Genomic DNA, 13444 nt, shown 5'->3' with positions numbered 1-13444 from the left:
CAACAATTACAACACGAGGTCTAAGCTGCGGGACCCCGAAGTCTGCCGCATTGAATAGCCTCCAATGAGTTTCGTACCCCAGTTTCTTAAGCTGGTTCCGCAGGTGACCTCTATAGTCTTCAAAAACAGCTCCCAAAAATCCCCTAACATTCTCGATCATTACTGCTTTTGGTTTAGTTTCTGCGATCACGCGAAGTGCCGCTGGAAACAAGTTGCGTTCATCTAAATCACCGAGCTGTTTTCCGGCTACCGAGAACGGAGGGCAAGGCAAGCCTCCGGCAAACACATCAATACCAAGGTATCGGCTGGCATTGAAGTTGTTGAGGTCCTCTTCGTGGACCGTCCACGCGGGGCGATTGGCGCGCAGAGTAGCGCAGCAATGAGCGTCTACTTCCACCAGTCCTGCGTGCTCAAATCCAGCCAGTTCCAGTCCTGAAGCCTGGCCGCCTGCGCCAGCGCAAACTTCGAGAGATGACATGCTATGTTTACTGCGCTTTGCTTTGGTCATGAGCATTTATACCATCTATCGAGAGGAAGGGAACATTTGGTGAACAATATGTTGCGATTCGGTCTGAAAGGGTAGCATCGCCAAGGGCTCGTGCGGCGTCAAAGCGTAACTCACCGAACTTCACAACAAAAAGCATTATGCCCAGCGAAGCTAATTCAGCTGAGCTCAAAGAGTCCTCTACAGATTCGTTGGAATACATGTCGACTAGCGTACAGTCCTGGAGAGCGTTTCATCCACATCTTCAAGACTACCGTTTCGAAGAACGCTGACTGTCACTAAACCCCATTTCTGCAATAATTGTTGACCGATATTCCAAGATCGATGGCATTGTGCGGGGTCGCCTTCGGCACAAAAGACCACAACGTGCTGATGGGAAGCCAATTGAACAATCGTTCCCATTGCGTCATCCTGTTGGTCAGCGGTGATGTGCATCGAGGGCTCGCCTCCGAGAACGTCGCCCAGCCAGATGTAATCGATGTCTCTCAGAGCCAATTCAGCTGCAAGTGCCTTTTGCCGAAAGTGTGGAAATCGTGAGGTCGGTCTTGATCGCACATCTATCGCGATAGTGATCTCGTGCTTCTGGAGAGTGCGAATGAACTCTTCGAGTGTACGGTTTGACGTTCCAATAGAATAGATCAAGGTTTGGCTTCTTATGCTGTTGAGTAGCCCTAACTTTATCAATTTTGTCGTGTTCCGTACACGAATAAACGCCGGAAGCGGAACGGAATTTGTGAGCAGTCAAATCGCAAAGTGCCATCAGGGCAAGACGCCAACATCATCGAATTGCAATTGATTGCAACGCTCAGATTCTACGGCGAAGTGAAGTAGAGCGTGCCTTTTTGTCCTGGCAGCAAATCGTGGAGATCACTCTTCGACCAATCCAGTATTTGGCGGATCGAACTCTTTTGAAGCGTCTTATCCCAATCCGGCCAAATAGACTGCTCATTGATCAGGTCGCCTTCGTAGAATTTATCGAGTAAATGGTCTCCCTTTTCCCAAATGTGTTCTGGGACAAGCATTTTTGCGGCCTCGTAACCTCTGACGCGCGCGCTATCAAAGAAGAGCTTCCAAATCCAGGCCTCGTATGGCGGGGGAAGGGAGGCGGGTCGCTGAAACTCCCAACCTTGAAATGGGTATGTCAGCTTCGGTAAATTTCGAAGGAAGCTCTTTGACTGCCTTGAAGCCTCCACGCGAACATGGGCGATTTGGTCAAACCTGGGTTCATTGCCGTGAGCGAGCTGCTCTTCTCGCTTGTCGTAGACCAAGAGATCGGACCGAGACTTTGGATCAAGAAACGGCGATTTCTTGTTTGCCTTCTTCAGGTAAAATTGGTGGGTTTGCATGCCCGTCGATGCAGACGCAGCAGACCAAATTTTCCAAACTGCGGGATTGAAGACGACGAGGTCCGAAATATCCAAGTTTAGAATGTCTACTGCTATGTCCACGCGCGTAATTCTGGCATCCAGCCAAAGTGCCTGGAAGGCCACATTATCGATGTCGATTTCAGACCATCGGTTGGCTAGTTCCTTGATACCGGTCTTCCCGAGCTTGCTCACCGAAAATTCAAGCCTGAGCGGTGCCATACTTTTTTGAGTAGGGTCCACACTCAGTAGAGCAGTGGCGTCTTGGCCTGGAATAAGGAGATCGACGGTCTTTTTATATTTCGGGATTCTTCTTTTGCTCCAGTGGATCAGCTCCTGCGTGGGGTCTGAGGCTTCCTCCGCAACGCGATTGAATATGCCGTTCCAATACGTAGCCGAAGTTGCTTGGGTATCTGCGAGTGCCACCGAAGGCGTAAGATATTTGAGAGCAGATTGCGCAGTAACTGTTAGAGCGATTGTATCAATTACAGGGTTCAATACGACTACTCTCTGACTAGGAGTAACGTCTATCCAATGGCTAACTTCATCAAAGGGGACATCCGCCTTCGGGGTGTTACCAGCGGAACTTTTCGGTCCCTCAATTGTGAAATTAATTGCACTCATGCGGCGGAGGTTCGCAGCAATGAATCTCTATCTAGTTAAAGTAATTCGTCTCAATTGTCGATCACTTTCCCCGCTCGCTCCCAAAGCTCTTGCCTCGGCATGCTTTGTAGAAAACCCATTGGCGATCCACGATATTATACCGAAAAGTTTGAGCGTCATGGGAGGGGGAGTTGGTCCTTTAATACACATTCGGCCGATTTCGAGGACTCTGGCTCGGTCTGAACATCAGCAATGGGAATTTGACCCGCACTCCAATTTCAAAAATATACAAAAACTGCTCAATGAGATACCCAATTGCCGCAACTCTTCTGACTGCAGATAATTGCACCGGAGAAGTAAGATCATTTCATCAGTTTGCTTTTGACTGCGTCGGAGAGTCCGAAATTAGCTTTTCCGAGATACTCGGACATCGTAGCCAAACTTGCTCCTGATCCGTACTCCGCAGCAACTGATTTGGTGCTGTGCCCGGTCATTTTATCAATCGCGGTATCGGGAACCATTGCATCCCGCAAAGCATCCTTGAAGCCATGGCGAAAGCTGTGAATTGTGACAAGTTCATCGTCTACACCAATGCGATCCAAGTAACGGCCAAGCCTCTGAGAGGCATAGTTGCTAAGCTCGCTATTTGATGTGATCCCTCTAAGTAACCTCGCCTCCGGGTCTTCCTTTTTGCGTCGGTTGACGAATGTAGCGAAACCCATCGCTATCAGGTCCGGATGCATCGGTACGATGCGATCAGAGCTGAAGGTCTTCAGGTCTTGGTGTTTCCCATCAAACTCAAAGTGAGGAAATTTGCCCTCCGCGTCGACGAAGCGTGCCTTAATTTGCAAGGCTTCATTGAGTCTTACCCCCGTATAAAAGAGCATCAATAGCAACCAGTACCAGTCATCTTTGCATTGGTACGAGCCTGGCTCGTAGCGCCGTTTCTCGGACTTGCTTCCAGTGAAGATCGGTGACGAGACTATCCTGTTGAGCTCCACCGGGCTGAATTTTCGACGTTCGTCACTGGAAGACTTTTGCTGCTTCGAGATCGACAGTTTCGCGCCAGGTGCGGCGGTCAAATACGATTCATTGGCGAGCCAATTGAGGAATGTCTTTACCCAACCGAATGCCTTCTTCGCCGTTGTCTTGCTGACTTGTAGAGACTTGTCGCTTGTCTGAGCGTGTATGAAGCTCTGTTCGCTGTAGGACCCTCGCTGCAATCGAAGAATCCCATCTTTGAATTCACGAACATGATCATTAGAAATGGCTGTTACAGGTGTCGTGGGACCAACGAGTTCCACAAACCACTTTAGTGTTCTCTCGATTTCGTTGGTCGTCTTTTGTTTCCATGGCCCAGAACCACTAATTCCGTCGGCGGACCCACGCTCTAAAAATACAGCCACCAGCATCGAAAGGTGTCGCGACGGATCATCGGTCGTAAGGTTCGGCTGTACCGAAGTGCCAATTGCAATTGATTGCACCGGTGAAGCACTTGCAAACAGGATGTCCTTGGGCTGGTAGGCATCGAGGAGAGAGACTTCGCGAGCTTCATCAAAGTTCAGAAACTCGATCCGAGCCTTCGCCATCCCTTCGAGAACTTGTAGTTGTTCCAGTTTCGAAAGGTGGTCGAAGTTTTTGCCGAACGCTTCTGTTCGGACCTTTGCACTTTCCCATTCCGATGGAGGAAAGTCGCGTCGAACGATTTGATCCTCAAGACTGGCGAACAGATCAGCTCGCGCCGCTCCATTTTTGTTCAAGAGGCGCTTGTAGTCCGCCGGATGGACATCTTGATAGGGAGACCAAGCCGCGCAAAGCTCTTCGTAGAACTTGCGTGCAATCTGCTCAGCTAAGTCTTGGGACACATCCTTCATTCGCCTGAGATTATCGCAGAGGTCATGAAATGCCAGCGCGGCCTGTAAGCTCATTCTAATTGCTTTGCGTTTATCCTCAGTCCCGAGGGTCCACCGAAGTTCCTTGCGCCGCAATTTCAGGTGCAATTCTTTCGGGACGGGCAATCGCAACTGGAAGATATCGCCCCGGCGGCAGAGATATTTGTGACCTCGCCTGCTCATCTCCCCACCTCGTCAGCGTGAGATTGGAACATGGTATTGGAACAGTATTGGAGCCGACTCGATGCCAATTGGACCAATACATTGGATTGTAAAGGATTTCCAAGGTGGTGGCGGAGAGGAAGGGATTCGAACCCTCGATACGCGTTAACGTATACACCCTTAGCAGGGGCGCGCCTTCAGCCACTCGGCCACCTCTCCGCGCGAAGCTAGTCGTCTAGTGAAACCGGCGACCAACCGCAAGCCCTCGTGGCTGTGAAACTCCGGATACCTGAGATGGGGGCCGATCTGGGGCCGGACCCAAGGCACATCGCTCCGGAGCGTCCCACCGGGCAAAAGCCCCCTATACGTTGAAGCGGAAGTGGAGGACGTCGCCGTCCTGGACCACGTATTCCTTGCCTTCCGACCGCATCTTGCCGGCGTCCTTGGCGCCCGCTTCGCCGCCCTGGGCGATGAAGTCCGGGAATGCGATGGTTTCCGCCCGAATGAACCCCTTCTCGAAGTCGCCATGGATGACACCGGCCGCCTTCGGCGCGGTCGCGCCGCGCCGGATGGTCCAGGCGCGGGCTTCTTTCGGGCCGACCGTGAAATAGGTCTGCAGGTCGAGAAGGTCGTATCCAGCATGGATGAGGCGGGTCAGGCCGGGTTCTTCGAGGCCAAGGGTCTCAAGGTATTCGGCGCGATCTGCTTCGTCGAGCATGGCGAGTTCGCTTTCGATCTGGGCCGAGAAAACGACGCAACCAGCGCCTTCTTCCTTGGCGCGCTCGATGACGCGGGCCGAGTGGGCGTTGCCGGTAGCGGCGCTTTCTTCGTCGACATTTGCGACGAAGAGAACGGGCTTGGACGTCAGCAGCTGCAGCATGTTCCAGGCACGCTGGTCATCCTTCGGCACCTTGGCCTTGCGGGCAGGGCGGCCTGCGTTGAGTTCCTCGAGAGCCAAATCGATCAAGGTGACCTGGGCCTTGGCATCCTTGTCGCCGGACTTGGCTTTCTTCTCGACGCCCGCCTTGCGCTTTTCAAGGCTTTCGAGGTCGGCCAGCATCAGTTCGGTCTCGACCACTTCGAAATCAGCTATCGGGTCCACCGTGCCGCGCACGTGCGTGATGTCATCGTTCTCGAAGCAGCGCAGGACATAAATAATGGCGTCCGTCTCGCGGATATTGGCGAGGAACTGGTTGCCGAGACCTTCGCCCTTGGAGGCGCCTTCAACGAGGCCGGCAATATCCACGAAGTTCATGCGGGCCGGAATGATCTCTTTCGAGCCGGCAACCCGGGCCAGTTCGTTCAATCGGGGCTCAGGCACGGCCACTTCGCCGACATTCGGCTCGATGGTGCAGAACGGGTAATTGGCCGCTTGTGCAGCAGCCGTCTGCGTCAGGGCATTGAAAAGCGTGGATTTGCCTACATTGGGAAGGCCCACAATTCCGCATTTGAAGCCCATTTCGGCCTCCTCTTCTTGTCTGTCTGTGCGGGGCCTTAGCGCTATTTCGCCGATAAAAACAGGCCGTTTTGTCGCCTGAGAGCGGAATCGGGTGGTCAAGCAGGGGAGGATTGCTATTCTCGGCATAATAGTTGCAGGAATGACCCCATGGCATATGACGTCTTTCTGGTTTCCGCGAACGAAGATCGCGACACGGCGAAACTGATCGCTCGGCGGCTTCGCGCGCTCAAGTTCAAGGTCTGGTTCAACCAGAAGCAGGTCGATGAGACCTTCGACGCCAAGGACGCACGCAACGCGACGAACTCCACATCCATGCTCGTGCTGTGGTCTGAGAACGCGGTGAAGAGCGACTGGGTGAGGGCCGCAGCGTCTGTCGGGCACTCCCGCCCGGGCACGCTGGTGCAGATCGCGCTCGACAAGACCATTCCCTATGAGCCGTTCCGGACCGCCAAACGCTTTTCCGTCGCGGGCATGACGTCCCGCAAGACGCCCGAGGGTTTCTATCAGGCCATAGAAGAGCTCGGCAGCCGGGATGGACGTTCCGACCTTCGCGAATGGATGGGCTTTGGATCGAAGGACGAAGACGAACGGGCCGACTGGCTGGCTGAGCACCCCAGCGACCCCCTGGCGCTCCATGCGAAGGCACAGCGCGAAAAAGACCTTGGCATGAAGCCTGCGCCTGCTCCGGCGGCACAAAGCGCTGCTGCGCTCGCTGCGGCGTCCCTGAAGGGGCCCTCGAACGGAAACGGGCATCGCTCGGTTGCAGGCGTGACGATTGCTGCCGCTGCTTCGCGCCCCTCTGTGGCGCCGGCACCGGCAACGGATGCCGAGACCGGCATTGGGTGGGGAACGATGGGCGCAATCTGCCTCGCCATCCTTGCCATGCTGGTCCTTGCCTGGTTCTTCCGCTCGCAACCGATCGCGCCCGGAATGCGTGCGACGCTGCCAGCTGTCGGCAATGGCGTGACGGTTGCCGCAACCTGCCCGTCTGGACAGGTCCCGCGGTCGCTCATGAATGAAGTGCTCCAACCGGGTCCGATCATCAACGATACGGTCGAATAGGCTGCCGGGATGTTCCCGAAATGCAAAGCGCCGCCGGAGTGTATCCGGCGGCGCTTTGCATTTGTTCGGCAGTTTCGAAGACTAGCTCAGCGCTTGATCGATATCGCGTGCGGCTGATTCGAACTGGTCGACGCCGGTATCGTCACTGAGGATACGGCGTGCGGCAGAGATGGCAGCATCGGCAGCGGCGCGACGCACCTGTTCAGTCGCTTCTGCTTCGGCACGGGCGATACGGGCTTCAGCCAGCGCTTCACGGCGCACGAGGCGGTCGGCGATGTCCTTGCGGGCTTCTGCCATGATCTGCTTGGCGTCTGCCTTGGCCTGATCGATCATGGCCTCGGCTTCCTTGTCGGCGTCCTGCTGGCGGCGTTCAGCATGGGCCAGCGCCTCGGCAGCGCGTTCACGCAGGTTGCGGGCGTCTTCCAGTTCAGCCGCGATCGCGCTGGACCGGGAGTCGAGACCGCCAAGGACTTTCTTGAATGCGCCCATGCGGCCGGCAATCAAAAGGAAGACAATGAGGGCCAAAAAAGCGGTGAAGGTGACCGGATCGGTTGCCGCATAGGCGAGGCCGCCCATGAAGCCTTCGCCATGGCCTTCAGCTTCGGCAAAGGCAGGCAGCGCGGTCATGGCGGACAGCGCCCCCAACGGGAAGAAGTGTTTCATCGTCCGCATCTGGCTACTCCATCGCCGTGGTAACGGCTTTTTTCAGTTCGGCCTTGGAAACAGACACGCCGAACCGGCCGACGATTGCATCGGCAGTATCCACGGCAATCTGTTCGACATTCTTCATCGCGTCAGCACGCAGGCTGGAGATACGCTTGTCAGCGGCCGCCAGTTTCTTCTCGAGTTCCGCATCCACGCGTGCCGTTTCGGCCGCCATTTCTGCATCCATCTTGCCGCGGGCCTTGTCGGACGTTTCGCGCGCCTTGGCCTTGGCCTGCGCAATGCGTAGTTCAAGGGCCTGCTGGGCTTCTGTCGCCTGATCGTTCAGGCGCGCGGCCTGGTCGAGGTCAGACGCGATCCGGTCGGAACGCTTTTCCAGCGTATCCGACAGTTTCGGAAGGATCACCCGCGACATGGTGAGGTAGAGAATGCTGAACAGCACCGCCAGCCAGAACAGCTGCGATGGCATGTGCCAGGTTTCAAACGGCGGGAATGGCGGTTTGCCAGCCGCGCCGTGTTCTGCCCCATGGGCCGCAGTTTCTGCAAGCAATGCGATCAGCATCGAAATATCCTCGGTTTCTTGTCCAGTCGTGAGAGCCGGCGGCGCCGCCGCCAGCCCCGGAGCAGATTATGCCTAGACGACGAACAGGATCAGGATGGCGACGAGGAACGACAGGATGCCGAGTGCTTCGGAAAGGGCCATACCGATGAAGAGGTTGCCGGTCTGCTGAGGAGCAGCCGATGGGTTGCGCATCGCGGCGTCGAGGAACGAGCCGAAAATGTTGCCCACACCGATAGCGGCACCGATCATGCCGAGCGTTGCGAGGCCTGCGCCGACGTATTTAAGACCGAGGGTGATATCGCCTTCCATGGGGATCTCCTTATGGGAATGCTGTAGTTCTACAAAGTGCCGCTCGTGAAGCGTGTTCCGTCTGCGGCGTCAAGCGGTTTGGTGTGGCCACGAGGCCGCACCGGCGAAGTGGTTTCTAGTGCGCCGGGTGAAGCGCGTCGTTAAGATAAACGCATGTCAGGATGGCGAAGACGTAGGCCTGCAGGCCAGCGACGAGCAGTTCCAGCGCATTCAGGGCAACGCCCATGGCAAACGCGAAGGGCGCGATCACGACATATGCGCCGCCAGCGGCAATCAGCGCCACGGTGAACCCTGCGAAAAGCTTCAGCATGATGTGTCCCGCCAGCATGTTGGCGAACAAACGCAGCGACAGGGTCAGCGGACGGGCAAAAAACGAGATGATCTCGATGGGCACCAGCAGGAAGTAGATGATGAAGGGCGCGCCGGAAGGGGCGAAAAGTTTCAGGAACTTGAAGCCGTTCTTGTAGAAACCGTAGCCAATCACGATCGAGATCACGAGCAGGGCCAGCGCCGCCGTCACGATGATGTGGCTGGTCGTGGTGAACGCGTAGGGCACCATGCCGATCATGTTGGCGAAGAAAATGAAGAAGAAGAGGGTGAACACGAAGGGGAAGAATTTCAGGCCTTCCTCGCCAGCGGCGCCGCGGACCATATCGGCCACGAAACCATAGCCGATCTCGGCCAGTGACTGCAGGCGCGATGGCACGAGCTGGCCTTTCGACGCAGCAAAGCCGAAGAATGCAATGGTCAGGATGACGCCGAACGCCATGAAACCGGACGCGTTCGTGAACGACAGGTCGACGCCGCCGACATTGAAGTCGAGCCATTTGGTGATCTTGAACTGGTGGATCGGATCCAGCGCAACGCTCGGCATAAACAGGTTCATCCGTCCTAATTCCCGTCTTCCGGAGCCTGTGGCTCCTGTGTCTGTTTCAGCGCCTGAGCATTCAGCTCTTTATAGGCGCGTATAATGGCCCTTGTGCCCGCCGCGAAGCCAAAGGCTCCCATGATCAGCAGGCCCCAGGGCTTTGTTCCTGCGAATACGTCGATCCAGTAACCTATAAAGCCACCGACAAACACGCTGGTGCCGAATTCTGCACCGTATCGCAGGGCATAGGCCCCAGCCGAAATGCTTCCATCATCTGCCCTGGTCGCGCTCTGCTTTTTCGCTTCACGTTCAGCCCGGGCCGCCCTTGCCTTGGCGATCTCGTCACCAAGGCCGTCTGGACCCTCACTGGACATATTTTAAAGCGCTCCGCAGCCGCGATTCCCTGCCGACGAGGATACCCCCGGATTTCGGCGCAAACTATGAGGGGGTGGGACCCAAGTCAACCGCGATTGCAGAAACTCAATCCCTTGTTTTTATTGAATTTCCCGACTGTGTGTCTGCGCTACTCCGCCGCAACGAGCTGTTCAGCGGCTTCGAGGTCCACTGAAACCAGTTTTGAAACGCCTTTTTCGCGCATGGTTACGCCGAAAAGCCGGTCCATACGGCTCATCGTCACCGGGTTGTGCGTGATGACGACAAACCGCGTGTCCGTGCGCTGGCGCATTTCGTTCAGCATGTTGCAAAAGCGGTCGACGTTCGCATCGTCGAGCGGAGCGTCGACCTCGTCGAGCACGCAGATCGGTGCCGGACGTGACAGGAACACCGCGAAGATGAGCGCCGCCGCTGTCAGCGCCTGTTCGCCACCCGACATCAGGTTCAGCGTGCCAAGTTTCTTGCCCGGAGGCTGGGCATAGATTTCGAGCCCGGCATTTAGCGGGTCTTCGGCATCGACGAGGCGGAGTTCGGCCTGACCGCCCTGGAACAGGGCGGTGAACAATGCCTTGAAGTGCTCGTTGACGGTCTCGAACGCCGCCAGCAGCCGCTCGCGCCCTTCCGCGTTGAGTGCATCGACGCCCTCGCGCAGTTTGGCGATCGCCGCCGTCAGGTCCTCTTTCTCGTTGACCTGGCTGCCCAGACGCTCTTCGAGTTCTGCGGCTTCTTCCTCGGCGTTCATGTTGACGCCGCCCAATTGATCGCGTTCGCGGCGAAGGTCCTCAACTTTGCGTTCAGCATCGCGCGGCGTGAATTCGCCCATCTCGGTCTCATCAAGACCAGCTTCGGCGATCGCCAGCAGGCCCTCGGGCGTGCGCTGGAACGAGTTGCGGGCGATCTCGACGCTTTCCTCAAGCCTGCCTTCAGCAGTCTCGAGTTTCACTCTCCATCCGGCAAAGTTCTCGCGCGCTTCGGATGCGGCAATCGCGGCCTGACGTGCCGCCGTTTCGGACTCCCGAACAGCGGTTTCCTTCTCCGACAGCTGGTCCGCGATCCGCTTGCGTTCGTCTTCGAAACGCTCGACATCCGCGGACATGGTCTCGATTTCGGCCGCGAGTTCCTCTGGACGGGATTTTGCGGCGATCGCTTCTGCGGCGGCTGACGCGCGGCGCTCAAGCAGGCGCTGGACGCGTTCGCCGGCAGATATCGTGCGGGCGGACCATGTTTCGACATCACGCTCAAGACCGGCACGGCGCGCAGCAGCTTGTTCGCGGCCCCGCGTAATGTCGGTCAGTCGGCCACGTGATTCGATTTCGTCGTCACGCGCTTCCGTGACCCGGATACGCGCTTGAGTCAGGGCGGACTCAAGCGCGGCTTCTTCATCTGCCGATGATTGCGGTGACATCAGCGATAGGGCTTCTTTCACGACGGCAAGATCTGCATTCGCGCGGGCGAGGGCTTCACCCGTCGTGTCGCGTTTCATCGCAGCGCGTTCGGACGCTTGCGACGCTTCTGTCACGCGCGTACGCGCCTCGCTCAAGGCGCGTTGGGCCGGCGCGATGGTCTGGCGAAGGCCTCGCAGTGATTCTTCGGCACCGAGTCGGGCGTCGCGGGCCTCTGTCAGTGCGGCCGTGCAGCGTTCAAGCTGCGACTGTAGCGGTGCGATCTCTTTCAGTGCGGCTTCCAGACGGGCCTGTTGTTCGAGGCGGGCCGCAGCACTTACCGGCGCATCCGGTGTTCGGGTGAACCCGTCCCAGCGCCAGAGATGGCCTTCGCGCGATACAAGGCGCTGGCCCGGCTTCAGCTCAGCCATCAGGCGGGCACCTTCGGCATGATCGACGACGCCGCACTGGGAAAGACGCGCGGCCAGTTCGTCGGGTGCGTCGACGTATGTGTTCAGGGCCGTCGCGCCATTTGGCAAGGCCTGGCTTGCGGCGGCTGCGCCGCTCCAGAACATCGCCGCATTCCGGTCGGTTGGGGCCTCGATATCGTCACCCAGAGCAGCGGCCACGGCCTTCTCAAAGCCGTCCCTCGTGCGAATCCGGTCGACGACAGGCGGAGCGCTTGGTCCATCGGGCTTGCGGAGCAATTTTTGCAGGCCCGCAATTTCGCCTTCGAGCGCGCGCACGTCCTTGTCGGCAGCGTCGCGGGGTGGCTGGGCCAGCGTTTCAGCTTCGCGGGCTGTGTTCAGCTTTGCCTCGGCCGCTTCGACGGCGTGCTCAGCCTCGTGTAGCGCGGCTTCGGCCTGTTCCTCGGCATCCTTGGCATCTTTCAGCTTGCGAACGAGGGAGACGGCATCTTCAAGGCCCGCCATGTCACTGGTCAGGCGATTGATTTCAGTGGTGATCTGGTCGCGGCGGCGGGTCTGCGCGCCGACATTCTCTTCGGATGCCTTGCGGCGGGCGCGCACTTCCGAGAGCTGTTCCTGCGCGGCATCGGCCGCTTCTTCAGCGGCAGACAGGCGATTGCGTGCGGCTTCCAGCGAGGCGCGGATTTCTGCTTCGATCTCGTCGTTGCGGGCTTCGTCCATGACCGGCAGGGCCGTCAATTCGTGACGTGCGTTCTCAGTCGCCGCTTCCGCTTCGCTCTTGGCAGCCTGCTCGCGCTCAAGGTCTTCGATGAGCCGGGCCGCTTCCGCTTCGAGTCTCGCATGCGCATCGGCGGCGACCTTGCGCTCGGTTTCAAGCCGGGCCAGCGCGATGCGGGCCTGGCCGAGCTTGGCGGAGGCAACGCTTTCGGCTTCGCGAAGCGGCCCGAGGCCTTCGCCCGCTTCGATGCGCTGACGTTCGCAGACCGCATCCTGACGTGTCAGGTCTTCAACGGCGCGGCGCGTCTCTTCCAGTTTTTCGCGGGCGATATCGCAGGCCAGCTTGGCTTCGCTCCAGCGCAGGTGCGCGACGAGGGCGTCGAGCGCCTGGATCTCGTCAGACAGGCGGCGGTACTTGCGGGCCTTGCCAGCTTGGCGCTTGAGGCTGGCGAGTTGGCGTTCGACCTCGGCGGAGACTTCCGTGAGACGTTCAAGATTGGTTTCGGCGCCATTCAGTTTCAGTTCCGCCTCATGGCGGCGCGTGTTCAGGCCGGCGATACCGGCCGCTTCTTCAAGGATGCGGCGGCGGTTCTGCGGCTTCGAGCCGATCAGTTCCGAAATCTGGCCCTGGCGCACGAGGGCAGGGGAATTGGCACCCGTCGATGCGTCGGCGAACAGGAGCTGGATGTCCTTGCCGCGAACGGTCCGACCGTTCAGCTTGTACGAGGTGCCCGCGCCGCGCCGCAGCTTGCGCACAATTTCCAGCGTGTCGGACGAGTTGAATTCCGGCGGCGCCGTGCGTTGGGAATTGTCCAGTACCAACGTCACTTCGGCAGTTTCGCGCGCGGGGCGGCCCTGAGCGCCCGAGAAGATCAGGTCATCCATTTCGCCGCCACGCATCGCCTTGGCCGAGCTTGCGCCCATGGCCCAGCGCAGCGCTTCGAGGAGGTTTGACTTGCCGCAGCCGTTCGGACCCACGATGCCCGTGAGGCCAGGTTCCACTGGAATGGTTTGCGGGTCGACGAACGACTTGAAGCCAGCGATGCGGAGTTCTGTTATCTGCATGCCAGCCTCA

12 protein-coding genes and 1 tRNA gene are annotated in these 13444 nt (G+C 58.0%); 1 reads left to right on the top strand and 12 read right to left on the bottom strand.

The window, feature by feature from the left end; genetic code table 11:
- From dcm to ychF, 6 genes are all read right to left on the bottom strand, one after another.
- The coding region (gene dcm / locus AADA04_RS10615) for a DNA (cytosine-5-)-methyltransferase (protein WP_340693239.1) at nt 1-508 on the bottom strand (508 nt) is incomplete at its 3' end.
- A gap of 204 nt (nt 509-712) precedes the next feature.
- Nucleotides 713-1147 carry a DUF488 domain-containing protein gene (locus AADA04_RS10610; protein ID WP_340693238.1) on the bottom strand — a complete coding sequence of 145 codons (435 nt, stop codon included), beginning with the start codon at nt 1145-1147 and terminating at the stop codon, nt 713-715.
- A gap of 170 nt (nt 1148-1317) precedes the next feature.
- Nucleotides 1318-2493 (bottom strand): hypothetical protein, encoded by a 1176-nt coding sequence (locus tag AADA04_RS10605; RefSeq protein WP_340693237.1) that lies wholly within the window; start codon nt 2491-2493, stop codon nt 1318-1320.
- 341 nt (nt 2494-2834) lie between these two features.
- A complete protein-coding gene (locus AADA04_RS10600; RefSeq protein WP_340693236.1) occupies nt 2835-4547 on the bottom strand; it encodes a DUF6538 domain-containing protein in 1713 nt (570 codons plus the stop codon).
- A gap of 108 nt (nt 4548-4655) precedes the next feature.
- Nucleotides 4656-4745, bottom strand: a tRNA-Ser gene (locus AADA04_RS10595).
- A gap of 142 nt (nt 4746-4887) precedes the next feature.
- The gene (gene ychF, locus AADA04_RS10590; RefSeq protein WP_340693235.1) at nt 4888-5985 is read right to left on the bottom strand and encodes a redox-regulated ATPase YchF; all 1098 of its coding nucleotides are present in this window, start codon (nt 5983-5985) and stop codon (nt 4888-4890) included.
- A gap of 147 nt (nt 5986-6132) precedes the next feature.
- Here ychF and AADA04_RS10585 point away from each other — a divergent pair, with 147 nt between their 5' ends.
- The gene (locus AADA04_RS10585) at nt 6133-7047 is read left to right on the top strand and encodes a toll/interleukin-1 receptor domain-containing protein (protein ID WP_340693234.1); all 915 of its coding nucleotides are present in this window, start codon (nt 6133-6135) and stop codon (nt 7045-7047) included.
- Between the two features lie 81 nt (nt 7048-7128).
- Here AADA04_RS10585 and AADA04_RS10580 read toward each other — a convergent pair whose 3' ends face one another.
- The 6 genes from AADA04_RS10580 to smc form a co-directional block, all read right to left on the bottom strand.
- On the bottom strand, nt 7129-7719 hold the full coding sequence (locus AADA04_RS10580) for an ATPase (RefSeq protein WP_340693233.1): 591 nt from the start codon (nt 7717-7719) through the stop codon (nt 7129-7131).
- 4 nt (nt 7720-7723) lie between these two features.
- Nucleotides 7724-8272, bottom strand: a complete 549-nt coding sequence (locus tag AADA04_RS10575) for a hypothetical protein (RefSeq protein ID WP_340693232.1) — start codon at nt 8270-8272, stop codon at nt 7724-7726.
- Nucleotides 8273-8344: 72 nt separating this feature from the next.
- Complete coding sequence (locus tag AADA04_RS10570) at nt 8345-8581, bottom strand: F0F1 ATP synthase subunit C (protein WP_034737903.1); 237 nt, start codon at nt 8579-8581, stop codon at nt 8345-8347.
- Between the two features lie 115 nt (nt 8582-8696).
- On the bottom strand, nt 8697-9467 hold the full coding sequence (locus tag AADA04_RS10565; RefSeq protein WP_340693231.1) for a F0F1 ATP synthase subunit A: 771 nt from the start codon (nt 9465-9467) through the stop codon (nt 8697-8699).
- A 5-nt stretch (nt 9468-9472) separates the two neighbouring features.
- Complete coding sequence (locus AADA04_RS10560) at nt 9473-9823, bottom strand: AtpZ/AtpI family protein (protein WP_340693230.1); 351 nt, start codon at nt 9821-9823, stop codon at nt 9473-9475.
- Between the two features lie 149 nt (nt 9824-9972).
- A complete protein-coding gene (smc, locus tag AADA04_RS10555; protein WP_340693229.1) occupies nt 9973-13434 on the bottom strand; it encodes a chromosome segregation protein SMC in 3462 nt (1153 codons plus the stop codon).
- Nucleotides 13435-13444: the final 10 nt, after the last annotated feature.

The organism is Hyphomonas sp. (genome assembly GCF_037969335.1).
Lineage (GTDB): Bacteria > Pseudomonadota > Alphaproteobacteria > Caulobacterales > Hyphomonadaceae > Hyphomonas.
Note: the sequence above shows the minus strand (reverse complement) of the source record. Positions and strands in the feature narration are given on the sequence as shown.